Source organism: Paracoccus tibetensis, from assembly GCF_900102505.1.
GTDB classification, from domain to species: domain Bacteria; phylum Pseudomonadota; class Alphaproteobacteria; order Rhodobacterales; family Rhodobacteraceae; genus Paracoccus; species Paracoccus tibetensis.
The window spans coordinates 270,599-293,423 of record NZ_FMVT01000002.1; the positions used below are offsets into that span (position 1 = coordinate 270,599).

Here is a 22,825-nt window from a genome sequence, read left to right on the forward strand (position 1 = left end):
GGGTCAGCCCCAGACCTCCTGGAATTCGCGCCACTCGCGCGCGCCCATCCCGGAATTCTCCTGCGTCACCACCTCGCCGGCCAGCCGCCGCTTCAGCGCCGCCGCGCCCTGCGCAGACAGGCTCACCGCGTCCATCCGGTAGTCGCGGAAGGCGGCGAAGGCGGCCGGCACCCAGTCCGCGACGATCTCGCACATGACCTCGGCATAGACCCGTATCTCGTATTGCGCATGGGCATCGGCCCGCAGGCGCAGGAAGTGCAGAAGGTTGTGCAGGTCCGTCTTCCAGTACCACTGGGTGTAGATGTTCGCCGGCAGGTTCATCCGCGCCAGCTCGCGCGCGAGGCCCTGCTGGCCGTCCTGGCTCAGCATCGCCTCGTAATGGTCATAGGACCGCATCGCGTCGTCCCGCAGCAGGTCGAGGACGCGCTGCGCCTCCTCGCCCTGCAAGACGTCGCCGCGCCCCTGGTTGTTCTGCGTCGATTGCGCCGCCAGCTGCTCGGGCGCGGGAATGTAGAACTCGCGGTCGAGGATCGAGTAGCGCGCCGAGTATTCGTTGACGTTCGCCATCCGGTGCCGGATCCACTGGCGGGCGACGAAGACCGGCAGCTTGACGTGGAACTTCACCTCGCACATCTCGAACGGGGTCGAGTGCCAGTGCCGCATCAGGTAGCGGATCAGCCCCTCGTCGTTCTGGACCGAGCGCGTGCCCCGGCCATAGCTGACCCGCGCCGCCTGGCAGATCGCCGCATCATCGCCCATGTAGTCGATGACCCGCACGAAGCCGTGGTCCAGCACCTCATGCGCCGTGTAAAGCCGCGCCTCCATCCCGGGCGAGACCGCCCGCAGCGTCCGCTCGCCCCCGGCCCGCTGGCTCTCGATCTCGGCTTTCTGTTCGGGGCTGAGCGGCATGGGGGCGATCCTTCGGTCGGTTCGGATCAACCTCTAGCGCCGGCGCACATATAATTCCAGCCGGTGATGCACGATCTCGTAGCCCAGCTCGGCGGCGATCTCGGCCTGCAGCTTCTCGATGCGTTCGCTGTGAAACTCCATCACCTCGCCGCTGTCCACGTCGATCATGTGGTCGTGGTGCGGCGCATCGGCCGCCTCCCACCGGGCCGGCTCGCCCTGGAACTCCAGCTTCTCGATCACCCCCTGCGCCTGGAGCGTCGTCAGCGTGCGGTAGACGGTGGCCAGCGACACCCCTGCCCCGGCCGTGACCGCCCGCGCATGCAGCTCGGCCGCGTCGGGATGATCCTCGGCCGCCGCGATCACACGCAGCAGCGCCGCCCGCTGCCGCGTCAGCCGCACGCCCGCGCCGCGCAGCGCATCCTCCAGTTCCTTGGCCCGTCCCTCGCTCATCCGCCGATTTTGCCGCAAGCCCGCACCAGTTGCAACTGGTTCGCATCTATTGACAGTTGCGAACGCGTCGCACATCTAGAGCGGCAGGAGGTCCATCGATGCGCTTGCCGATCCTTGCCGCCCTGCTTCTGACGCCGCTGGCAGCTGCCGCCGACCAGATCAAGGTCGCGACCAGCTTCACGATCCTGGCCGACATGGCCCGGAACGTCGCCGGCGATCTGGCCGAGGTGACCTCCATCACCCGCCCCGGCGCCGAGATCCACGACTACCAGCCCACCCCCCGCGACGTGCTGGGGGTGCAGGATGCCGACCTGATACTGGTCAACGGCATGAACCTGGAAGGCTGGATCGACAGCTTCCTCGTCCGGCTCGAGGACGTGCCCGTGGCGGTGCTGACCGAGGGAATCGCGCCCGTCCCCATCGCGGGCGGCGGCTATGACGGGCAGCCGAACCCCCATGCCTGGATGGCCCTCGACAGCGCCGGGATCTACATCGACAACATTGCCGCCGCCCTGTCCCAAGCCGACCCGGCGAACGCCGCCGCCTACGCGGCCAATGCCGAGACCTACAAGGCCGAGATCGCCGCCACCATCGCTCCCCTGCGCGACGCCGCCCGCGCCCTGCCCGAGGACCGCCGCATCCTGGTGACCTCCGAAGGCGCCTTCTCCTACCTCGCCCGCGATTTCGACCTGGAGGAGCTGTACCTCTGGCCGATCAACGCCGAGGGCGAAGGCACGCCGCAGCAGGTCCGCACCCTGGTCGACCGGATGCGCGAGACGGGCGCGCCGGTGATCTTCTCGGAAAGCACCGTCTCGGACCGCCCCGCCCGCGCGGTGGCCGCCGAGACCGGCGCCCGCTATGGCGGCATTCTCCACGTGGACAGCCTGTCCGATGCGGACGGCCCGGTGCCGACCTATCTCGACCTCCTCCGGGTGACCTCCGAGACCATCGTCACCCAGCTCGCGGCCGACTGAGATGACACACGCGATCGAGGTCCGAAACCTGACGGTCGCCTATCGCAGCGGCCTGACCGCGATCACCGATGCCAGCTTTTCCGTCCCGAAGGCCTCGGTCACCGCGCTGGTCGGCGTGAATGGGGCGGGCAAGTCGACCCTCTTCAAGGCCCTGACCGGCCTTCTGCCCGGACGCGGCGACATCGCCATCCTCGGCCGCCCGGTCCGGCAGGCCCTGCGCGCCAACCTCATCGCCTACGTGCCCCAATCCGAAGAGGTCGACTGGACCTTCCCCGTCCTCGTCGAGGACGTGGTGATGATGGGCCGCTACGGCCATATGGGCTTTCTGCGCCGCGCCCGTCCCGCCGACAGCGAAGCCGTCGAGGCCGCCCTCGCCCGCGTCGGCCTCGCGGACATGCGCCGCCGCCAGATCGGGGAACTCTCGGGCGGCCAGAAGAAGCGCGTCTTCCTCGCCCGCGCGCTCGCGCAAGAGGCGCAGGTGATCCTCCTCGACGAGCCCTTCACCGGCGTCGACGTGCAGACCGAGCGCGCCATCATCGAGCTGCTGATCCAGATGCGGAACGAGGGCCGCGCCATGCTCGTCTCCACCCACGACCTCGGCGCGGTGCCCGAATATTGCGACCGGGTGGTGATGGTGAAGGGCACCGTCCTCGCGAGCGGCCCCACCGCCACCACCTTCACGCCCGAGAACCTGCGCCGCGCCTTCGGCGGCACGCTGCGCCACTTCCCGCTAGGCGCGACCGACCTCTTCACCGATGACGAGCGCCCGCTGGTCATGGAGGCCAACCGCCCCCGCACCGGAGGCGGCGCGTGAGCCCATCTTCTGTGCAGAAATATCCCACGGGGGTGCGGGGGTGTGAAACCCCCGCCTGCGGCGCCTGATGCTGGAGCTCGCCCTGACCCCCTTCCGCTACGACTACATGACGACCGCGATCTGGGTCGCGGCCCTTGTCGGCGCCAGCTGCGCCTTCCTGTCGGCCTATCTCATGCTCAAGGGCTGGAGCCTCATCGGCGACGCCCTCTCGCATTCCATCGTCCCCGGCGTGGCCGGCGCGATCATGCTGGGCCTGCCCTTCTCGCTCGGCGCCTTTCTGGCCGGGGGGCTCGCCGCGCTCTCGATGCTGTTCCTGAACCAGCGCACGGGGCTGAGGCAGGACACCGTGATCGGGCTCATCTTCACCGGCTTCTTCGGCATCGGCCTCTTCATGGTCTCGCTGAACCCGGTCGCGGTGGACATCCAGAGGATCACGCTCGGCAATATCCTCGCCATCGCACCCGGGGACGTCCTGCAACTCGTCCTCATCTCCGGCGTCTCGCTCGCGATCCTCATCTTCATCTGGCGCGACCTGATGGTGGTCTTCTTCGACGAGAGCCACGCGCGCACCATCGGCCTGCGCCCCGGCCTTCTGAAGCTCGTCTTCTTCACCCTGCTCGCCGCCTCGACCGTCGCCGCCATGCAGACCGTCGGCGCCTTCCTGGTGATCGCGCTGGTCATCACGCCCGGCGCCACCGCCTACCTGCTGACCGACCGCTTCGGCTGGATGCTCGCGCTGTCGGTCGCCATCGGCGCGCTCACCTCGGCCATCGGCGCCTATGCCAGCTTCTTTCTCGACGGCGCCACCGGAGGCGTCATCGTCCTTCTCCAGACTGCCCTCTTCCTCGCCGCGCTGGTCTTGGCCCCGCGCCACGGCCTGATCGCCGCCCGCCGCCGCAGGCGCGCCGCATGAGCTGGGCATACGAGACCTTCATCCTGCCCTTCACCTTCCCGGTGATGCGCGACGCGCTGCTGATGGCGTTGGCAGTGGCGCTGCCCGCCGCCCTTCTCAGCTGCTTTCTGGTCCTCAAAGGTTGGGCGCTGATCGGGGACGGGATCAGCCACGCGGTCCTGCCCGGCGTGGTGCTGGCGCATCTGGCCGGCGTGCCGATGCTGATCGGAGCCTTCATCGCCGGCATGATCTGCGCGCTGGCGGCGGGCTGGCTCGACGCCTCCAGCCGTATCAAGTCCGACACGGCGCTCGGCATCGTCATGTCGGGGATGTTCGCGCTCGGCCTCGTCCTACTGCTGGCCTTCCCCGGCGAGCTGCATCTGAGCCACATCCTCTTCGGCAACATCCTCGGCCTCGTGCCGGCCGACTTCGCCAGCACCCTGCCCATCGCCGCCGGCATTACCGCCGCCATCGCGCTGAAGTGGCGGGACCTCGCCCTGCTGGCCTTCGATCCGGTGCAGGCGCGGGCGGCGGGGCTGAGGACGAACTGGCTGCATTACGGGCTTCTGGCGATGATCTCGGCGGCGGTGGTGGCGATGCTCTCCTCGGTCGGGATCATCCTCGCCATCGGCCTGCTGATCGCGCCGGGGGCGATCGCCTTCCTGCTGGTCCGCCGGCTCGGCGCGATGCTGATCCTCGCCGCCGCCCTGACGCTGGCGGCCAGCGCGGCGGGCATCTGGGCCAGCTTCTGGCTGGACAGCGCCCCTGCGCCCACGATCATCGTGGTGCTGACGGGGCTCTTCGTTCTCGCCTTCCTCTGGCGGCAGGTGGTGCCGCGCTAGGCCATCGCGCGGGCGTCCGCCAGGATCATCTCCGCCGCCTTCTCGGCGATCATCGTCGCCGGCGCATGGGTGTTGCCCGAGACGATGCTCGGCATGATCCCCGCATCCGCGACGCGAAGCCCAAGGAGCCCATGCACCTTCAGCCGCGGATCGACGACAGCGCCCGGCCCTGTCCCCATCTTCGTCGTGCCGACCGGATGGAAGATCGTCGTCCCGACCTCCCCCGCCGCCCGCAGCAGATCCGCGTCGCTGACCAGATGCGCGCCCGGCTTCACCTCTTCGGGACGGAAGGCAGCCATGCGCTTCGTCGTCATCAGCCGGCGCGCGTGGCGCAGGCTCTCGATTGCCACCTGCCGGTCACCCTCGGTCGAGAGGTAGCGCGGCGCGATGGCCGGGGCGGCCAAGGGATCGGGGGCGGTGATGTGGCAGGAGCCCACGCTCTCGGGGCGCAGGTTGCAGACCGAGACAGTGAGGCCCGGAAAGTCGTGCAGCGGATCGCCGAACTTGTCCAAGGACAACGGCTGGACATGGTACTCGATATTGGCCGTCTCGAACGCTTCCGAAGACTTGGCGAAGATCCCCAGCTGGCTCGGCGCCATCGCCATCGGCCCGCTGCGCCTGAGCGCATATTCCAGCGCGATCCCCGCCTTGCCCCAGAGCGTCCGCGCCCGGTCGTTCAGCGTCTTCGCCCCCTCGATGCGGAAGATCGTCCGCAGCTGCAGATGGTCCTGCAGGTTCTCGCCCACGCCCGGCAGGTCATGGACCGCCGCGATGCCCAAGGCGGCCAGCCGCTCGGCCTGCCCGATGCCCGACAGCTCCAGCAGCGCGGGCGAGTTGATCGCCCCGGCCGACAGGATCACCTCGCCGCGCACCCGCGCCCGCCGGACCATCCCGTGCTGACGGAAGTCGAGGCCTGTGATGCGCTTGCCCTCCAGCACCAGGCGCAGGACCTGCGCGTCGGTCTCGATCCGCAGGTTGGGCCGGCCCCGCACCGGGTCGAGAAAGGCCTTTCGCGCGTTCCAGCGGATGCCCCGCCGCTGCGTGACGGGGAAGTAGCCCACCCCCTCGTTGTCGCCACAGTTGAAATCTGGGCAGGCCGGCAACCCCATCTCCTGCGCCGCCTCGGCCACGGCATCCAGGATCGGCCAGCTGAGGCGCTGCTTCTCGACCCGCAGCTCGCCCGCATCGCCATGCAGCGCGCAGGCGGCCTCGTAATGCCGCTCGGACCGGCGGAACAGCGGCAGCACGTCGTCCCAGCCCCAGCCCGGATTGCCGGCCTGCCGCCAGCGGTCGTAATCGGCCGCCTGCCCGCGCATGTAGATCATGCCGTTGATCGACGAGCAGCCGCCCATGACCCGCCCGCGCGGATAGTTCAGGCGCCGCCCGTTCAGCCCCGGCTCGGGCTCGGTCCGGTAGCACCAGTCCAGCTTGGGGTTACCCATCGCATAGAGATAGCCGACCGGCACATGCACCCAGAGCCGGTTGTCATGGCCGCCCGCCTCCAGCAGCAGCACGCGGTGCCGCGGATCGGCGGAAAGCCGGTTCGCCAGCACGCAGCCCGCCGAGCCCGCGCCCACCACGATGAAGTCGTAGTCTCCGAAATCCTGCATCCGCGCCTCCTCGCGCCAAAGGCTAGCCAGCCGGGCGCAGGGCCGCAAGCTGCAGGGCTTCAGCAATCCTTAAGGCCTGCCTGCTAGGGTCGTTCATCGAACTGCTTCATGTAGGTGCCAAGATGGCCGCTTCCCTTGACGAGACTGCAATAGACCTAGAGGCCCGGCTCGACTTCCTCGGCCTGACGACCGAGGACCAGTCGAGGCTGCGACGCCTCTCGGCCCAGATCGACGCCAGCATCCGCCCGGCCCTGGCAGGTTTCTACGCCAAGGTCACGCGGACGCCGGTGCTGCGCCAGCAGTTCCGGGACGAGGGTCACATGGACCACGCCCGCGATTCGCAGCAGGCGCACTGGAAGCGGATCATGCAGGCCGATTTCGGCCAGGCCTATGCCTCGGCCGTGCGCCGCATTGGCGCCGTCCACGCCCGGATCGGGCTCGAGCCGCGCTGGTATGTCGGCGGCTACGGGCTGGTGCTCGACCGGCTGCTGCGGGACGTGGTCGTGAACCGCCGCAGCTTCCGTGCAAGCCACCGGGTGGCGCTTGCGGCCGATCTGTCGGCCCTCGTGCGGGCGGCGCTTCTCGACATCGAGCTGTCCATCACCACCTATCTCGAGCAGATCGACGCCCGCCGCCTCCATGCCGAGGAAGAGCGTCAGCGCGCCTTCGACGAACTGGCCGGGGCGATGTCGCAACTGGCGCGCGGGGACCTGTCGGCCCGCGTCAGCGCCTGCCTCTCGGAGAAGACCATGTTCAACGAGGCGATCGCGTCGCTGGCCGCCACGATCGGCGCCGTGCGCCGCGGCGCCGACGAGATCGGCAACGGCACGCGGGAGATCGCGGCGGCCTCGGACGATCTGGCGCGCCGGACCGAGCAGCAGGCCGCCAGCTTGGAGGAGACCGCGGCCGCCTTGAACGAGATGACGGAATCGGTGCGCGCCTCTGCGCAGCGCAGCCGCGAGGCGGACCAGATGGCCGGCCGCGCCCGCGACGTTGCGGCCAAGGGCAGCCAGGTGATGTGCGAGACGCGCGATGCCATGTCCAGCGTCGCAAGCAGCGCCAGCGAGATGGGGCAGATCATCGGCGTCATCAACGAGATCGCGTTCCAGACGAACCTTCTGGCGCTCAACGCGGGGGTCGAGGCCGCACGCGCCGGCGACGCCGGCCGCGGCTTCGCGGTGGTCGCGGCCGAGGTGCGGGCGCTGGCGCAGCGCTCGGCAGAAGCCGCGCGCACGATCCAGGTCCTCATCGACCGCAGCGCCCACCAGACTGAGCAGGGCGTGGCGCTGGTCGACGCGACCAACTCGGCCCTGAGCGAGATCATGGAGGTGGTCGCCGAGATCGGCAGCCGCATCACCGAGATTGCGGACGGCACGCAGCGCCAGGCGATGAGCATCTCCGAGATCAACAACGCGATCCGCTATCTCGACGACGCCACGCAGCAGAACGCCGCCATGGTCGAGCAGGCCACGGCGACAAGCGCGCTTCTGCACAACGAGACGCAGTCGCTGACGCAGCTCGTCTCGCGCTTCGCCGGCATCGACACCCGCCCCGAGCCGCAGCGCCTCAGCCGCGCCGGCTGAGGCCCGCACCCGCGCCGGACCGGCTTGCGCCGCCCGAGCGGGTGATCTAGCCTTCCTGCAACCGTTGGGGTGCCTGCGTGCAGGCTGAGAGGCGAAATGCCAACCCATCGAACCTGATCCGGGTCATGCCGGCGGAGGGAACGGTGCCGAAGGACTGCCGCCACGCGGCCTGCCCTGCGTCCTCTCCCCCTCGTCACGCCCCGGCTGCCGAAGGAGGGCGACGTGACACCAAGGCTGAACCGCGTGCCGGTCGCGCTGACGATTGCCGGATCCGACTCGGGCGGCGGCGCCGGGATCCAGGCCGACCTCAAGACATTCTCGGCGCTCGGCGTCTATGGCGCCAGCGTCATCACCGCCCTCACCGCGCAGAACACACGCGGCGTGCACAGGGTCGAGGCGGCCAGCCCCGACATCATCACCGCCCAGATCGATGCGGTGACCACCGATCTTGCCCCTGCCGCGATCAAGCTGGGGATGCTCGGGGACAGCGCCGCGATCTGCGCCGTGGCCGCAGCCCTGACCGGCTCGAGCGTTCCTGTGATCCTCGATCCGGTGATGGTGGCGAAGTCGGGCGACGCGCTGCTGCCGGACGAGGCGGTCGAGACGCTGCGCACGGTCCTGCTGCCGCGCTGCGCGCTGCTGACGCCGAACCTGCCCGAGGCCGCGCGCCTGCTGGACTGCCCCCCGGCGAGCGACGAGGCCGAGATGGCGCGGCAGGCCGAGGCGCTGCGCGCCCTCGGTGCCGCCGCCGTGCTGATGAAGGGGGGACATGCGGAGGGGCCGACCTGCACCGACCTCCTCCTGACGGACAGCGGCATGCTGCGCTTCAGCGCACGGCGCCAGGCGACGCGGAACACGCACGGCACCGGCTGCACCCTGTCCGCGGCCATCGCGGCCGCGCTGGCGCATGGGCAGGGACTGGCGCAGGCGGTCGGGATCGCGCATCGCTATCTGCAAGGCGCCATCGCAGGGGCCGATGCGCTGCGGGTCGGCGGCGGCATCGGGCCGGTCCATCATTTCCATGCAGTCTGGGCGGATGTCTGACGTCACCGTCATCGGCGCCGGCGTCGCGGGCCTCTTCGCCGCGCTTGAGCTGTCGCGCCGCGGCCTAGCCGTCCGCCTCATCGACCGGGGGGGCGGGCCGGGCGCGCATGGCTGCTCGTGGTGGGCGGGCGGGATGCTGGCGCCCGATTGCGAGGGCGCGACGGCCGAGCCGCAGGTCGCGCGGCTCGGGGCCACGGCCGCCGCGGCCTGGGCCCCCATCACCCCCGTGACCCGGCGCGGCACGCTTGTCCTCGCCATGCCGCGCGACCGGGCCGAACTGGCCCGCTTCGCCCGCCGCACGAGCCGGCACCGCGAGATCGTCCCGGCCGAGCTTGAGCCGGAACTGTCGCATCACCGGACCGGCCTCTTCTTCGAGGCCGAGGCGCATCTGGACCCCCGCCGCGCGCTCAGCGATCTGGTGCGGGCGCTGGCCGCGCGCGGCGTCACGGTCGAGACCGCCGAGGCCGATCCTGCCGACATCCCCGGTCCGGTGATCGACGCGCGCGGCCTGGCGGCAGGGCTTCCTGACCTGCGTCCCGTTCGGGGCGAGATGGCGGTGCTGCACGCGCCCGGCATCCGCCTGTCGCGGCCGGTGCGGCTGCTGCATCCGCGCCATCCGCTCTACCTCGTGCCGCGCGACGAGGGGCTCTTCATGCTGGGGGCGACGCAGCTGGAAAGCGCCAGCCGCGCGCCCGTCAGCGCCCGCGCCGCCCTCGAGCTGCTGAGCGCCGCCTATGCCCTCGACCCGCGCTTCGCCGAAGCCGCGATCGTCGAGCTGGGCGCCGACCTGCGGCCCGCCTTTCCCGACAACATCCCGCGCATCCTCGTGCGCGGGCGGGTGCTGCATCTGAACGGCCTCTTTCGCCACGGCTACTTGCTGGCGCCGGCGCTGGCGCGGCAGGCTGCCGACCACATCCTGACCCGCACGAGGGGAGAACTCGTCCATGAAGATTGAACTCAACGGCGCCGAGCGCGACATCGCCGCCGCCACCGTGGCCGAAGCGCTGGACGAGCTGGGGTTCGGGGACCGCCGCGTCGCCACGGCGCTGAACGGCGCCTTTCTGCCGGCCTCGGCCCGCCCCGTGCAGCGACTGCACGACGGTGACCGGCTCGAGGTGCTGACGCCGATGCAGGGGGGCTGAGATGCGCGACTTCTACGGCGTCACCCTGCCCTCGGCCCTGATGCTGGGCACCGCGCGCTACCCATCGCCGGCGGTGCTGGAGGCGGCGTTCCGCAGCAGCGGCGCGGCCGTCGCCACGGTCTCGCTGCGCCGCGAGCAGGGCCAGGGCGGGGCGTTCTGGGACATGATCCGCGAGCTGGGCGTGCGCGTCCTGCCCAACACCGCCGGATGCCACAGCGCCCGCGAGGCGATCACCACGGCGCAGATGGCGCGCGATCTCTTCGACACGCCGTGGATCAAGCTCGAGGTGATCGGACATGCCGACACGCTGCAGCCCGACCCCTTCGGGCTTCTCGAAGCCGCCGAGGCGCTGGCCGCCGACGGATTCGAGGTCTTCCCCTACACGACCGAGGACCAGGTCCTCGCGCAGCGCCTGCTGGATGCCGGCTGCAAGGTGCTGATGCCATGGGGGGCGCCCATCGGCTCGGGCCTTGGCCTCAACAACCGCTACGGGCTGCGGATGCTGCGCGCGGCGTTCCCCGACGTGCCGATGGTGATCGACGCCGGCCTCGGCCTGCCGAGCCAGGCGGCCGAGGCGATGGAGATGGGCTTCGACGCCGTCCTGCTGAACACCGCCGTCGCCGAGGCCGGGGATCCCGCCGCGATGGCGCGCGCCTTCGCCCTGGCGGTCGAGGCCGGGGCCGCCGCCCGCGCGGCCGACCCGATGGAGCCGCGCGAGATGGCCAGCCCCTCCACGCCCCTCATCGGAAAGGGCTGGCTGTGAGCCTGCCGCGCTTCTACCCGATCTTCGACAGCGCCGACTGGCTGGAGCGCGCGCTGCCGCTTGGCGTCAAGCTGGTGCAGCTGCGCCTGAAGGACCGCGCCGAGGCCGAGCTGCGGGCCGAGATCCGGCGCGGGCTGGCGCTGGCGCGGCGGCACGGCGCGGCGCTGGTCGTGAACGATCACTGGCGGCTCGCCATCGAGGAAGGCGCTGACTGGCTGCATCTGGGGCAGGAAGACCTCGACACGGCCGACCTACCGGCGATCCGGCGCGCGGGGCTGCGCCTCGGCCTTTCGACCCATGACGAGGCGGAACTGGAGCGGGCGCTGGCGGTGGCGCCGGACTATGTCGCGCTCGGGCCGGTCTGGCCGACGATCCTGAAGAAGATGCGCTGGCACGAGCAGGGGCTGGACCGGGTGACCGACTGGAAGCGCCGCATCGGCCCGCTTCCCCTGGTCGCCATCGGCGGCGTCACGGTCGAGCGGGCCCCCGCGGCGCTGGCGGCGGGGGCGGATGTCGTCGCGGCGGTGACCGACATCACGCTGAACCCCGACCCCGAGGCGCGCATGGCCGACTGGCTGCGCGTCACGGGGTGACGAAGGGCCGCCCGGAACGGGCGGCCGCACGTATTACCACGAGGTGATGACGGCGCCCTCGTATTTCTCGTCGATGAAGGCCTTCACCTCGGGCGACTGGTAGGCCTCGACCAGCGTCTGCACCCAGGGCTCGTCCTGGCGGCCCTCCTGGACGACGATGATGTTGACATAGGGGCTGTCTGCCTTCTCCATCGCGATCGCGTCCTCGCGCGGCGAGAGGCCTGAGGCCAGCGCGTAGTTCGTGTTGATGATCGCGATGTCGGCATCGGCCAGCGTGCGCGGCAACTGCGCCGCGTCCAGCTCGAGGAAGCGCAGGTTCTTGGGGTTGTCGGTCACGTCCAGCGGGCTGGGGACCAGCCCCGTCTCGGGCGCAAGGCCGATTACGCCCTGGTCCTGAAGCACCAGAAGCGCCCGGCCGCCATTCGTGGGATCGTTCGGGATCGCCACCTGCGCGCCGTCCGGCAGATCGTCCAGCGAGTCGATGCGGCTGGAATAGATGCCCATCGGCGTCGTGATCGTGGTCCCGACCTCGACCAGCGCGAAGCCGCGGTCGGTCATCTGGTTTTCCAGATAGGGGCGGTGCTGGAAGCTGTTGGCGTCCAGATCGCCGTCCGCCAGCGCCTGGTTCGGCACGACATAGTCCGACAACTCGATGATCTCGATGTCGAGGCCGAGGGGCGCGGCGACCTCGGCCACCTTCTCCATGATCTCGCCATGCTCGCCAGGCGAGACGCCGACGGTGATGTCCTCGGCCATGGCGGCGCTCGAGAGGGCCAGGGCGGAAACGAGGGTGGTCAGACGCAGCATCGGATTTGTCCTTTCTTGTCTGCGGAAAACTTAGTGCCCGCGGTTGCGGGCGGCGCGGCGGTCGACGCGGGCGGCGATCCATTCGCCAAGCGACTGGACCAGCTGCACCATCACGATCAGGATGACGACGACGGCGGCCATGACCTCGGGCATGAAGCGCTGGTAGCCGTAGCGGATGCCCAGATCGCCGAGGCCCTGCCCGCCCACGGCCCCGACCATCGCCGAGTAGCCGATCAGGCTGACGACGGCGAGCGTGAGGCCAAGCGTGATGCCGGGCAGCGCCTCGGGGATCAACACCTTGCGGATGATCTGCAGCGGCGTCGCGCCCATCGCGCGCGCGGCCTCGATCAGGCCGGCATCGACCTCGCGGATGGCGTTCTCGACGAGGCGGGCGATGAAGGGGATCGCGGCCAGCGTCAGCGGCACGATGGCCGCGTTGGTGCCGATCGAGGTGCCGACGACGGCCCGCGTGAAGGGGATGATCGCCACCACGAGGATGATGAACGGGACCGAGCGTGTGGCGTTCACGACCAGTCCGAGGATCTTGTTGATCCAAGGGGCGCTGATCAGCTCGCCCCGCTGCGAGACGGCCAGGAACACCCCGAGCGGCAGCCCGCCGAGCGTGCCGAGCAGCGCCGAGATCGCCACCATGTAAAGCGTCTGCAGCGTCGAGTCCCAGAGGATCGGGATCAGGTTAGCGGACATGGCCCAGCACCTCCGTCAGCAGCCCGTGGCGTTCCAGATGGGCGCGCGCCTCCTCTGCCCGCGCGGCGTCGACGGCGATCAGCAGGTTGCCGAAGGGCCGCGTGCCGACCTCCTCGATCGCACCGGCCAGGATGTTGGCGGCGATGCCGAGATCGGTGGCAAGGCTCGCCAGCATCGGGTCGGTCGCGTGCGTGCCCGCGAAGGTGACGCGGATGACCTGCTGGCTGGGCCCGTCCGGGCGGCTGTCCAGCAGGCGGCCGGCGATGAAGGCGGGCAGCGTCGCGCCGGTCACGCCGGCGAGGAAGCTGCGCGTCGTCGGATGCGCGGGCCGCGTGAAGATGTCGTAGGTTGCGCCGGCCTCGACGATGCGGCCGGCATCGATGACCGCCATGTGGCTGGCGATGTCGCGCAGGACCGCCATCTCGTGCGTGATCAGCAGGATGGTCAGGCCCAGTTCGCGGTTGATCCGGCCCAGCAGCTCAAGGACCGTCTGCGTCGTCTCTGGGTCCAGCGCGCTCGTCGCCTCGTCCGACAGCAGCACCTTCGGGCGCGTGGCAAGGGCGCGGGCGATGCCGACGCGCTGCTTCTGCCCGCCCGACAGCTCCGCCGGGTAGCGGTCGGCCAGCGCGTCGAGGCCGACCTGCGCGATCAGCTCGTCCACGCGCGCCCTAGTCTCGGCCCGCGGCACGCCGGCGACCTCCAGCGGCAGGGCGATGTTGCCGCGCACGGTGCGCGAAGCCAGCAGGTTGAAGTGCTGGAAAATCATTCCGACCTCGCGCCGCAGCAATCGCAGCGGCGCGCCGCGGGCCGCGCCGACATCCTGTCCGCCGACCAGCACCCGCCCCTCGGTCGGCCGCTCGAGCCCGTTGACCATGCGCAGCAGCGTTGACTTGCCGGCCCCCGACCGGCCGATGATGCCGGTGATGCTGCCTTGCGGCACCTCCAGCGTCACGTCCTGCACGGCCATGACCGGGCGGCCCTTCTTGACGAAGGACTTTCCGACCCGCTCGAAGCGGATGGCGGCGGCGGCGGGGCTGCCGGGCATGGCGCGGTCTCCTGCGATGCGAGGGGGAGGGGATGCCTCAGACGCGGGGCAGGCGCAACCCCCGCACCCGGTCCGAACGGGGGCGCGCCGGGGACGACATGCTTCAGATCAGGGCGAAGGGGGCGACGCCGTTCCGCAGGCCCGCCCGCCGCAGGACGTCCGATCCGTCACCCCGGGGCGGCGGCGGACCGGCGTTCTTCTTCGTCACGCCGCGGCGGTGCCGACCTTGCCACGGCCCATCTCGGCAAGCACGGCCGTCAGGATGGTGCGCAGGGCGTCGGGCCGGAACGGCTTCTCGATCAGCGGGGCGTCCGCGAAATCCCGGGGCAGATGCTCGCGCCCGTAGCCCGAAACGAAGCAGAAGGGGATGTCGCGCCGCGACAGGAGGCGCGCGACCTCATCGACCGCCTCGCCGCGCAGGTTTCCGTCCAGAAGCGCCAGGTCCAGCGTCAGGTCCGCGGCCATCGCCAGCGCCTCGGGCACCGAGCGGGCGACGGCAACGACCTCGGCGCCGGCATCCTCCAGCTCGAATTGCAGGTCCATGGCCACCAGCGGCTCGTCCTCGACCAGAAGGACGCGCGCGCCGGTCAGGCTGGCGGGAACGCTCCGGGACATGCCGGGCGCGGCCTCGGGGGCCGGACTGGCCGTGCGCAGGGCGGTGATGCCCTCGTTGATGCTGATCGTCCAGACGACGCCGTCGGGGCGCCAGTCGACGCTGGCGGCGCCGTCGTCACCGCCTCCCGCCGCGCCGATCAGGATCGTGCCGAAGCCGCTGCGATCGGGCGGCGTCACCGGCGGACCGCCGGCCTCGCGCCAGGTCAGCTCCAGCCGGCCCCGGTCGAAAGTCCAGGTGACGTGAACCTCGCCCGTCGGCACCGACAGCGCGCCGTATTTCGCCGCGTTCGTGCCCAACTCGTGCAGGGTCAGCGCCAGGCGCAGCATCGTCTCGGGCGCCAGCTCGACCGGCGGGCCGCTGCGCCGCAGCCGGTCGGGGTCCAGCGTGCCCGAGCTGATCTGGTCGTCGATCAGCTGGTCCAGCGGCGCCGAGGCCCAGGTGGCGTCCGACAGGATCGAATGCGCCCGCGCCAGCGCCTGCAACCGTCCCGTGAAGCTCTGCTCGAACTGCTCGAGCGAGCCGGACTGGCGCAGGCTCTGGCGGGCGATGGACTGCACGTTCGCCAGCGTGTTCTTGATGCGGTGGTTCAGCTCGCCGATCAGCAGCGAGCGCACCTCCTCGCCCTGCTTGCGCTCGGTCACGTCGAGCACCTGCAGCGAGAGCGACTGGCGGCCCAGGCCGTCGTCCAGGATCGAGCCGTAGACCTCGCAGCTGATCGCGTGCCCATCCTGGTGCAGCGGCGTGATCTCGGCCGAGAAGCGCGGCGCCTTCGTGTCGCTGTCGCACCAGGCCCTGAGGGTGCACGCCGATTCCTCGCCGATCCAGCCCGACTCGACCGCGCCCGTGCCCACGATGCCGTCGGTCGTCCGGCCGAACATGCGCTCGGCGCCCTTGGACCAGGCGCGGATGACGAGGTCGCGGTCCAGCTCGACGAAGCCGAGGGGCGAGTTGTCGGTATGCGCCTTCAGCCGTGCCATCGCCTCGTCGCGGTGACGGGCCAGCGCCTGCATCGCGTCGCGCTGCCGCTCCAGCTCCTTGGCCTGAAGGCCGATGCGGAAGAAGACCTCGGCCTTCGACTTCAGGATGACCGGGTCGATGGGCTTGAAGATGTAGTCGACGGCGCCCGCCTCGTAGCCACGGAAGCGCCGGGCCTCGTCCATCTCGGCGGCGGTGACGAAGATGATCGGCACGCTGCGGGTCCGCTCGGTCCCGCGCATCAGCTCGGCCAACTCGTACCCGTCGGTGCCCGGCATCTGCACGTCGAGGAAGGCCAGCGCATAGTCATGGACCAGCATCAGCTCCAGCGCCTCGGCGGCGCTGCGGGCGCGGTCAACGACCAGGCGGTCGCGTCGCAGCAGAGCCTCCAGCGCCATGATGTTCTCGGCGATGTCGTCGACGACCAGGAAGCGGATCGGCTTATCGGGCATGGGTCAACTCCTGGCTGGTCCGGCGCCAGATCCGGTGGCTCTCGTCAAAGGCGGCGAAGGCGGGAGCGTGGGAGGAAAAGCGCAGCGTCTCGTGCGAGCCGAGGCCGAGAAAGCCCCCCCGCGTCAGCGCCTCGGCAAAGAGCCCGAGCGTCCGGTCCTGCAACGGCGTGTCGAAATAAATCAGCACGTTGCGGCAGGTGATCAGGTGGACTTCCGAGAAGACCTGGTCGGTGGCGAGGTTGTGCTCGGAAAAGACGGTGCGCGCGCGCAGGCTGCGGTCGAAGGCGGCCCGGCCATAGGCGGCGGTGTAGTAGTCCGACAGCGAGCCGCGCCCGCCGGCCTGCTGGTAGTTCTGCGAGAATTGCGGCAGCCGCTCGATGTCGTAGACGCCCGCCTCGGCCCGGCGCAGGGCGCGGGCGTTGATCTCGGTCGCGTAGAAGAGCGTGCGCTCCAGCAGCCCCTCTTCGTGGAAGAGGATCGCCAGCGAATACAGCTCCTCGCCGTCCGCGCAGCCTGCGACCCAGACCTTGAGCGAGGGGAAGGTCTGCAGATGCGGCAGCACCTCCTGCCGCAGCGCGAGATAGTAGGCGGGGTCGCGAAACAGCTCGCTGACCTGGACCGTCATGGCGTCGATCACGTCGGCCAGCACCTTCGGCTCGTGCAGAAGGCGCCCCTGCACCTCGGACAGGGTCGCGCAGCCGAGCCGCTCGCGGGCCAGATCCGCGCGCCGCGCCAGCGACGAGCGGGAATAGGCCCGGAAGTCGAAGTGATAGCGCCGGTGCAGCGCCTCGAGGAACAGGTCCAGCTCGATCGCCTCGGGCGAGCGGACGGGAATGGGCGGCGTGGTCATCGCGGCATCCAGACGCGCGTGAGCGACAGCAGCTTGTCCACGTCCAAGGGCTTTGGCAGGTAGTCGTTCGCGCCTGCCGCGAGGCACTGGTTCTGGTCCTCGGCCATGGCCTTGGCGGTCAGCATGATGATCGGCAGCGTCTTCCAGCGGTCGATCTTGCGGATCTCGCGCGTGGCGGTCAGCCCGTCCATCTCGGGCATCATCACGTCCATCAGCACGAGGTCGATCCGCGGCGCGCCGCCGTCGTTGACGCGGCCAAGCGCCTCCAGCGCCTCGCGACCGTTGCGGGCGATCTGGACGGTGGCGCCATGCGGCTCGAAGATGCCGGTCAGGGCGTAGACGTTGCGGATGTCGTCCTCGACCACCAGGATGCGGCGGCCTTCCAGCTGCGCGTCGCGGTTCAGGGACGCGGCCAGCATCTCGCGCTGCTTCTCGGGCAGGTCGCTGACGACTTGGTGCAGAAACAGCGTGACCTCGTTGATCAGACGCTCGGGCGATTTCGCGCCCTTGATGATGATCGACTTCGAGTGGCGGCGCAGGCGCTGCTCCTCGGCCTCGGAAAGGCTGCGGGCGGTGTAGACGATGACGGGCGGGAAGGTCCCGACCGCATCCTCGTGCAGCTGCTCGAGCAGGTCGAAGCCCGAGGCGTCCGGCAGCGTCATGTCCAGCACGATGCAGTCGACCGTCTGCGCGCGGCAGATGCGAAGCGCCTCGGCGGCGGTGCCGGCGCCGATCGTCTCGACCTCGTCATTGGCCAGCAGCGCCTTCAGCCCTTCCAGCTGCGCGGGGTCGTCCTCGACGATCAGCACGCGGCGCAGGCGCTGTTCCAGCCGCGATTCCAGCTTCCGGATGGCCGCTTCCAGCTCGTCGCGCTGGACGGGTTTCAGCATGTAGCTGATGGCGCCCTGCGACAGCGCCTCCTTGGTGTAGTCGTTCGCGCTGACGACATGGACGGGGATGTGCCGCGTCGCCGTGTTGCGCTTGAGCCGGTCCAGCGCGGACAGGCCCGAATGGTCCGGCAGGCCCATGTCCAGCGTGATCGCCTGCGGCTGGAAGTGCTTGGCGGCAGGCACGACGTCGTCGGCCCGGGCGACGCAGACGCAGCGAAAGCCCAGCTCGCGCGCCAGATCGCGCAGGATGCGGGCGAAGGCCGGGTCGTCCTCGACCACCAGCATCACCCGCTCGCCCGGCTGGACGGCGGCGCGGTCATCCTCGATCCCGTCGAGCTGGCTCAGGACCAGCGGGCCGTCCGGGGCATCGCGCGCGGGTTCCTCGGCGCGGGCCACGGCACGGGCGGGCACAGGATCGGCCCGCAGCGGCCGCTCGGGCAGGGTCAGCGTGAAGGTGCTGCCGCGCCCTAGCTCGCTGGTCAGCGAGATGCGCCCGCCCAGAAGATCGGCCAGCTCGCGCGAGATCGAGAGGCCGAGGCCCGTGCCGCCATACTTCCGCGAGATGGTGCCGTCGGCCTGGCGGAAGGCCTCGAAGACCGCCTCCTGCTCGGCCTGGGGGATGCCGATGCCGGTGTCCTCGACCGAGAAGGCGATCCCCTGCCCCGCGCGGGCGACGCGCAGCGTGACGCGGCCGCGATCGGTGAACTTCAGCGCGTTCGAGATGAAGTTCCGCAGCACCTGCTCCAGCCGCTGCTGGTCGGTCTGGATCTCGCCGAGGTCGGGGGCGACGTCGAAGCCCAGCTCCAGCCCCTTCTGCCGCGCCTGCACCTCGAAGCTGCGGATCAGCTTCTTGGCGATGCCCTGCGGGCTGACGGCCTCGCGTTGCAGTTCGACCTTGCCCGCCTCGATCTTCGAGAGGTCCAGGATGTCGTTGATCAGCGCCAGCAGGTCCTGGCCCGAGCCCTGGATCGTCTCGGCCCATCGCACCTGCTCGTCCGTCAGGTTGCGGCCGCGGTTTTCGGCCAGCAGGCGCGACATGATCAGCAGCGCGTTCAGCGGCGTGCGCAGCTCGTGGCTCATGTTGGCGACGAATTCGGACTTGTAGCGGCTTTCGCGGGCCAGCTCGGCCGCCTGATCCTCGAGCAGACGGCGCGAGCGGGCCAGAGCGTCGCGCTGTTCCTCCAGCTCCTGCGTCTGGCTTTCCAGCATCGCGTTCTGCTGCTCCAGCTCGTTCTGCTGTTCTTCCAGCTTGCGCTGGCTGTCCTGCAGAATGCGCGTCTGCTCTTCCAGCTCCTCGTTCGAGGCGGCCAGTTCCTCGGTGTGGCTGCGCAGCTCCTCGGCCTGCCGGCGCGTCTCCTCCAGCAGCTCCTGAAGCTGCTCGCGATACTGGGCCGAGCGGATGGCGATGCCGACCTTGTCGGCCACGCGGCTGAACATCTCGATCACGCGGGGCGGCGCGGCCTGGTCGAGCCCGAACTCGAGAACGCCGTTCACCAGCTGTCCGTCGCGCACCGGCACCAGCACCGAATGCGGCGCCCTGCCCCGCCCGAGTCCCGAGGCCCAGCCAAGCGCCTCGTCGGGCTGCATGGCGATCTGCAGCGGCTCGCCGTGCGCGATGGCGCGGCCCAGATGGCCTTCGCCCTCGGCGATGCGTTCAGGCAGCGCGGCCTCGTCGGCGCCCCAGCAGGCGATCCGCTTGAAGCCGCGGCCATTGCGGGAGTAGGCGACGGCCGCGCGGGCGCCGACCTGCTCGGCCAGCGCCGAGAGGACCTGCGCGCCCAGCTTCTGCGGCGACAGCTCGCCCTGGACGGCGCGGGACAGCGCCACCTCGCCCTGCTGGACCCACTCGCTGCGCGACAGGCGCTCGCGGTTGATGATCAGGTTGCGGCCGGTGATGCCGAGCACGACATAGACCAGCGCCGCCATGGCGCGGTTCGCGGCCGCCGTGATGGGCGAGACCACGTTGTTGTCGTTGAAATCGATGAGCAGGCCGACAAGCAGCAGGACGCAGACGGCCGCCGCGGTCACCAGCGGCAGCACCGGCCGGCGCGACGCGAAGGACAGCGCCAGCGGCAGGAAATAGATGACCCAGACCGCCGTGCCGAGCGGGAAGATCAGGTCGAAGACGAACACCGCTGCGAGGCTGAGGGCGATGACCAGGGGAATCGCCAGATCGGAAGTCTTGCTCACGTGTTCTCCTGCAGGCTCGCCTGTCGAATTTTCGACGCTTGCGTCGAACGCTCGCGCATGGCCTCGGGTTCAGCCAGCGACGCAAGAAACCACATTTTGATTGAAGGATCAATAATTCCGGCCGAAACGCCTGCGTGACGTTGCGCGCAGGCGTTTCGGCGGTCTTCGGTCAGGATCAGCTGCGCAGCGTGCCGCCGGTCGCCTTCTGGACCTTTTCCACGATGCGCGCGGCGACGGCCTCGATCTCGGCATCGGTCAGCGTCTTGTCCTTCGGCTGCAGGCGGACGGTGATGCCGATGGACTTCGCCCCGCCCTCGAGGCCAGTGAACTGGTCGAAGACCGAGACGGCCGCGATCAGCGCCTTGTCCGCCCCCGCCGCCGCGTTGACCAGCGTCAGCGCCTCGACCTCGGGGCCGACGACGAAGGCGAAGTCGCGTTCGACCGCCTGCAGCTCGGACAGCTCCAGCGCCGGGCGGGTCGCGGTCCTCGTCTTGGGGAAGGGGATCGCGGCGATGTCCACGGTGAACCCGACCGCCGGACCCTTCACGTCCATCTGGCGCAGCACGCGCGGGTGGATCTCGCCGAAGGTCGCCAGCACCTTCGGCCCGAGCGCGATGTTGCCCGCCCGGCCCGGATGCCACCAGCCGTCCAGCTTGCGGTTGATCTGCGCCTTGGCCGGCGCGCCGATGGCCTGCAGGATCGCCTCGGCATCGGCCTTGGCGTCATAGAGGTCCACCTTGCGGCGGCTGCCGAACGGATCGCGCGGCGCCGCAGCGCCCACCAGAAGCCCGCTGATCCGCAGCCCCTGCTCGCCTGGCTCGCCTCCCGTGAAGACCGGCCCCAGCTCGAAGAGCGCAAGATCGGCAAATCCCCGCGCCTGGTTGCGCGCCGCCGCCGCCAGAAGGCCCGGCAGCAGGTCGGGACGCAGATGCGTCATCTCGCTGCTGATCGGATTCTCGACCCGCACCGCATCGGTGCCGCCGCCGAAGAGGGCCGCGGACGCCTCGTCGATGAAGCTGTAGGTCACGCATTCGTTGTAGCCGAGCGCCGCCGCCATCCGCCGCGCCGCCTTCTCGCGCTGCTGCAGCGGCGTCAGGACGGGCCGTGGCACGCCGGGGCGCGGGCGCGGCAGGGGCTTGCCCTGCAGCTTCGTCAGGCTGGCGATGCGGGCGATTTCTTCCACCAGGTCCGCCTCGCCCAGCACGTCCGGGCGCCAGCTGGGCACATGCGCCATGTCCCCCTCCAGCCGGAAGCCGAGCGCCTCGAGCGTCGCGCGCTGCTGGGCTTCGGGGATGTCGAGGCCCACCAGCGACGAGGTGCGCTGCGGGTCCATCCTGTAGGCGCGGCCCGTGTCCGGCACGGCGCCTGCGGTGGTCACCTCGGAGGGCTCGCCGCCGCAGAGGTCCAGGACCATCTTCGTCGCCAGCTCCAGCCCCGGCAGGGTGAAGTGTGGGTCAACGCCCCGCTCGAAGCGGTAGCGCGCGTCGCTGTTGATCTTCAGCGCCCGCCCCGCCGCGGCGATGTCGATGGGCGTCCAGTAAGCGCTTTCCAGGAAAACCTCGGTGGTCTCGTCCGAGCAGCCCGAGACCTCGCCGCCCATGATCCCCGCGATACTCTCCGGCCCCTGATCGTCGGCGATGATCATGGTGCCCGGCGCGAAGGCATAGGTCTTTCCGTCCAGCGCCAGCAACTCTTCGCCGTCTTGCGACGCACGCACGGCCAGATCGCCCCGGACCTTGGCCATGTCGAAGACATGCAGCGGGCGGTTCAGGTCGTAGGTGAAGAAATTGGTGATATCGACCAGCGCGTTGATCGGCCGCAGCCCGATGGCGCGCAGGCGCTTCTGCAGCCAGTCGGGGGACGGCCCGTTCTTGACGCCCCGGATCACACGGCCCGCGAAGAAGGGCGCTTTGGCGGCCATCTCGGGCGCGATGCTGACGCCCATGGGGCACGGGAAGGCGCCTGCCACCGGCTGCACCTCCAGCGGCTTCAGCGTGCCAAGCCCCCGCGCCGCCAGGTCCCGCGCGATGCCGCGCACGCCGAGCGCGTCGGGCCGGTTCGGGGTGATCTTGATGTGGATCATCGGGTCGATCTTCTCCGGCGCGTTCTCCGCAAGCCAGTCGACGAAGCGCTGCCCGACCTCGCCCGAGGGCAGCTCGATGATGCCGTCATGCTCCTCGGACAGCTCCAGCTCGCGCTCGGAGGCCATCATGCCGTGGCTCTCGACGCCGCGAATCTTGCCGACGCCGAGCGTCGTGTCGATGCCGGGCACGTAATCGCCCGGCTTTGCCAGCACCACCGTGATCCCCGCCCGCGCGTTAGGCGCGCCGCAGACGATCTGCTTTTCGCCCTCGTCCGTCAGCACCCGGCAGACCCGAAGCCGGTCGGCGTCGGGATGCTGCTGTGCGTCCTCGATCCGCGCCAGGGTGAAGGTGCCAAGCTTGGCCGCGGGATCGGCCACGTCCTCGACCTCGAGCCCGAGATCGGTCAGCGCCTCGGCGATCTCGCCGAGCGTGGCTTCGGTATCCAGATGCTCCTTGAGCCAGGAGAGGGTGAACTTCATGGCGCTGCCTTCCATCGGCCCGCAGGCGCTGCGGGGCTTTGCTGCCTTCAAGCGCGGGCGGGCGCAGGGGTCAAGCGTCAAGCCGCGTTTTTCGCACGCTTGCGGGACTCGGGGCT

Annotated in this window: 20 protein-coding genes and 1 riboswitch; of the genes, 10 read left to right on the forward strand and 10 right to left on the reverse strand. The window is 70.2% G+C overall.

Annotated features, from left to right (window positions below):
• Positions 1-3: 3 nt before the first annotated feature.
• Both thyX and BLP73_RS04055 read right to left on the reverse strand, forming a co-directional pair.
• Positions 4-909 carry an FAD-dependent thymidylate synthase gene (gene thyX / locus BLP73_RS04050; protein ID WP_090740554.1) on the reverse strand — a complete coding sequence of 302 codons (906 nt, stop codon included), beginning with the start codon at positions 907-909 and terminating at the stop codon, positions 4-6.
• A 33-nt stretch (positions 910-942) separates the two neighbouring features.
• Positions 943-1,359, reverse strand: a complete 417-nt coding sequence (locus tag BLP73_RS04055) for a Fur family transcriptional regulator (protein ID WP_090740556.1) — start codon at positions 1,357-1,359, stop codon at positions 943-945.
• Positions 1,360-1,457: 98 nt separating this feature from the next.
• Here BLP73_RS04055 and BLP73_RS04060 point away from each other — a divergent pair, with 98 nt between their 5' ends.
• The 4 genes from BLP73_RS04060 to BLP73_RS04075 all read left to right on the forward strand — a co-directional run bounded on the left by BLP73_RS04060 (position 1,458) and on the right by BLP73_RS04075 (position 4,881).
• Positions 1,458-2,333, forward strand: coding sequence for a metal ABC transporter substrate-binding protein (locus tag BLP73_RS04060; RefSeq protein ID WP_090740558.1), 876 nt, complete (start codon positions 1,458-1,460; stop codon positions 2,331-2,333).
• 1 nt (position 2,334) lies between these two features.
• Positions 2,335-3,147: a manganese/iron ABC transporter ATP-binding protein gene (locus BLP73_RS04065; RefSeq protein WP_090740560.1), complete on the forward strand. Its 813-nt coding sequence runs from the start codon at positions 2,335-2,337 to the stop codon at positions 3,145-3,147.
• A 67-nt stretch (positions 3,148-3,214) separates the two neighbouring features.
• Complete coding sequence (locus BLP73_RS04070; RefSeq protein WP_090740562.1) at positions 3,215-4,060, forward strand: metal ABC transporter permease; 846 nt, start codon at positions 3,215-3,217, stop codon at positions 4,058-4,060.
• Positions 4,057-4,881, forward strand: a complete 825-nt coding sequence (locus BLP73_RS04075) for a metal ABC transporter permease (RefSeq protein WP_090740564.1) — start codon at positions 4,057-4,059, stop codon at positions 4,879-4,881. The genes BLP73_RS04070 and BLP73_RS04075 overlap by 4 nt, the downstream gene beginning before the upstream one ends.
• Here BLP73_RS04075 and BLP73_RS04080 read toward each other — a convergent pair.
• Positions 4,878-6,491: a GMC family oxidoreductase gene (locus BLP73_RS04080; RefSeq protein ID WP_090740566.1), complete on the reverse strand. Its 1,614-nt coding sequence runs from the start codon at positions 6,489-6,491 to the stop codon at positions 4,878-4,880. The genes BLP73_RS04075 and BLP73_RS04080 overlap by 4 nt on opposite strands.
• Before the next feature lie 122 nt (positions 6,492-6,613).
• Between BLP73_RS04080 and BLP73_RS04085 the strand changes: the two genes are divergently transcribed.
• The 6 genes from BLP73_RS04085 (at position 6,614) to BLP73_RS04110 (ending at position 11,616) form a co-directional block, all read left to right on the forward strand.
• A complete protein-coding gene (locus tag BLP73_RS04085; RefSeq protein WP_090740567.1) occupies positions 6,614-8,074 on the forward strand; it encodes a methyl-accepting chemotaxis protein in 1,461 nt (486 codons plus the stop codon).
• Between the two features lie 55 nt (positions 8,075-8,129).
• A riboswitch (TPP riboswitch) is annotated at positions 8,130-8,231 on the forward strand.
• Between the two features lie 65 nt (positions 8,232-8,296).
• Positions 8,297-9,118: a bifunctional hydroxymethylpyrimidine kinase/phosphomethylpyrimidine kinase gene (gene thiD / locus BLP73_RS04090; RefSeq protein WP_281179908.1), complete on the forward strand. Its 822-nt coding sequence runs from the start codon at positions 8,297-8,299 to the stop codon at positions 9,116-9,118.
• The gene (locus BLP73_RS04095) at positions 9,111-10,073 is read left to right on the forward strand and encodes an FAD-dependent oxidoreductase (protein WP_090740571.1); all 963 of its coding nucleotides are present in this window, start codon (positions 9,111-9,113) and stop codon (positions 10,071-10,073) included. The genes thiD and BLP73_RS04095 overlap by 8 nt, the downstream gene beginning before the upstream one ends.
• Complete coding sequence (thiS, locus tag BLP73_RS04100; RefSeq protein WP_090740573.1) at positions 10,063-10,260, forward strand: sulfur carrier protein ThiS; 198 nt, start codon at positions 10,063-10,065, stop codon at positions 10,258-10,260. The genes BLP73_RS04095 and thiS overlap by 11 nt, the downstream gene beginning before the upstream one ends.
• Position 10,261: 1 nt before the next feature.
• On the forward strand, positions 10,262-11,023 hold the full coding sequence (locus tag BLP73_RS04105) for a thiazole synthase (protein WP_090740575.1): 762 nt from the start codon (positions 10,262-10,264) through the stop codon (positions 11,021-11,023).
• Entirely contained in the window at positions 11,020-11,616 is a 597-nt protein-coding gene (locus BLP73_RS04110; protein ID WP_090740577.1) for a thiamine phosphate synthase, read from the forward strand. The genes BLP73_RS04105 and BLP73_RS04110 overlap by 4 nt, the downstream gene beginning before the upstream one ends.
• Positions 11,617-11,649: 33 nt before the next feature.
• On the opposite strand, the gene BLP73_RS04115 is transcribed toward BLP73_RS04110, so the two are convergent.
• From BLP73_RS04115 to pheT, 7 genes are all read right to left on the reverse strand, one after another.
• Positions 11,650-12,423, reverse strand: coding sequence for a MetQ/NlpA family ABC transporter substrate-binding protein (locus tag BLP73_RS04115; protein WP_090740579.1), 774 nt, complete (start codon positions 12,421-12,423; stop codon positions 11,650-11,652).
• 30 nt (positions 12,424-12,453) lie between these two features.
• Entirely contained in the window at positions 12,454-13,128 is a 675-nt protein-coding gene (locus tag BLP73_RS04120) for a methionine ABC transporter permease (RefSeq protein ID WP_090740581.1), read from the reverse strand.
• Positions 13,118-14,173, reverse strand: coding sequence for a methionine ABC transporter ATP-binding protein (locus BLP73_RS04125; RefSeq protein ID WP_090740583.1), 1,056 nt, complete (start codon positions 14,171-14,173; stop codon positions 13,118-13,120). Before BLP73_RS04125 ends, BLP73_RS04120 begins: the two co-directional genes overlap by 11 nt.
• 204 nt (positions 14,174-14,377) lie before the next feature.
• The gene (locus BLP73_RS04130; RefSeq protein WP_090740585.1) at positions 14,378-16,216 is read right to left on the reverse strand and encodes a response regulator; all 1,839 of its coding nucleotides are present in this window, start codon (positions 16,214-16,216) and stop codon (positions 14,378-14,380) included.
• The gene (locus BLP73_RS04135) at positions 16,206-17,066 is read right to left on the reverse strand and encodes a CheR family methyltransferase (RefSeq protein ID WP_090740587.1); all 861 of its coding nucleotides are present in this window, start codon (positions 17,064-17,066) and stop codon (positions 16,206-16,208) included. The genes BLP73_RS04130 and BLP73_RS04135 overlap by 11 nt, the downstream gene beginning before the upstream one ends.
• Complete coding sequence (locus BLP73_RS04140; RefSeq protein WP_090740589.1) at positions 17,063-20,146, reverse strand: response regulator; 3,084 nt, start codon at positions 20,144-20,146, stop codon at positions 17,063-17,065. The genes BLP73_RS04135 and BLP73_RS04140 overlap by 4 nt, the downstream gene beginning before the upstream one ends.
• A 175-nt stretch (positions 20,147-20,321) precedes the next feature.
• Entirely contained in the window at positions 20,322-22,709 is a 2,388-nt protein-coding gene (pheT, locus tag BLP73_RS04145) for a phenylalanine--tRNA ligase subunit beta (protein WP_090740734.1), read from the reverse strand.
• Positions 22,710-22,825: the final 116 nt, after the last annotated feature.

Coding starts and splice junctions, on each gene's coding strand:
- thyX (WP_090740554.1), bottom strand. CDS start 909: ATGCCGCTCAGCCCCGAACAGAAAGCCGAGATCGAGAGCCAGCGGGCC.
- BLP73_RS04055 (WP_090740556.1), bottom strand. CDS start 1,359: ATGAGCGAGGGACGGGCCAAGGAACTGGAGGATGCGCTGCGCGGCGCG.
- BLP73_RS04060 (WP_090740558.1), top strand. CDS start 1,458: ATGCGCTTGCCGATCCTTGCCGCCCTGCTTCTGACGCCGCTGGCAGCT.
- BLP73_RS04065 (WP_090740560.1), top strand. CDS start 2,335: ATGACACACGCGATCGAGGTCCGAAACCTGACGGTCGCCTATCGCAGC.
- BLP73_RS04070 (WP_090740562.1), top strand. CDS start 3,215: ATGCTGGAGCTCGCCCTGACCCCCTTCCGCTACGACTACATGACGACC.
- BLP73_RS04075 (WP_090740564.1), top strand. CDS start 4,057: ATGAGCTGGGCATACGAGACCTTCATCCTGCCCTTCACCTTCCCGGTG.
- BLP73_RS04080 (WP_090740566.1), bottom strand. CDS start 6,491: ATGCAGGATTTCGGAGACTACGACTTCATCGTGGTGGGCGCGGGCTCG.
- BLP73_RS04085 (WP_090740567.1), top strand. CDS start 6,614: ATGGCCGCTTCCCTTGACGAGACTGCAATAGACCTAGAGGCCCGGCTC.
- BLP73_RS04095 (WP_090740571.1), top strand. CDS start 9,111: ATGTCTGACGTCACCGTCATCGGCGCCGGCGTCGCGGGCCTCTTCGCC.
- thiS (WP_090740573.1), top strand. CDS start 10,063: ATGAAGATTGAACTCAACGGCGCCGAGCGCGACATCGCCGCCGCCACC.
- BLP73_RS04105 (WP_090740575.1), top strand. CDS start 10,262: ATGCGCGACTTCTACGGCGTCACCCTGCCCTCGGCCCTGATGCTGGGC.
- BLP73_RS04115 (WP_090740579.1), bottom strand. CDS start 12,423: ATGCTGCGTCTGACCACCCTCGTTTCCGCCCTGGCCCTCTCGAGCGCC.
- BLP73_RS04120 (WP_090740581.1), bottom strand. CDS start 13,128: ATGTCCGCTAACCTGATCCCGATCCTCTGGGACTCGACGCTGCAGACG.
- BLP73_RS04125 (WP_090740583.1), bottom strand. CDS start 14,173: ATGCCCGGCAGCCCCGCCGCCGCCGCCATCCGCTTCGAGCGGGTCGGA.
- BLP73_RS04130 (WP_090740585.1), bottom strand. CDS start 16,216: ATGCCCGATAAGCCGATCCGCTTCCTGGTCGTCGACGACATCGCCGAG.
- BLP73_RS04135 (WP_090740587.1), bottom strand. CDS start 17,066: ATGACCACGCCGCCCATTCCCGTCCGCTCGCCCGAGGCGATCGAGCTG.
- pheT (WP_090740734.1), bottom strand. CDS start 22,709: ATGAAGTTCACCCTCTCCTGGCTCAAGGAGCATCTGGATACCGAAGCC.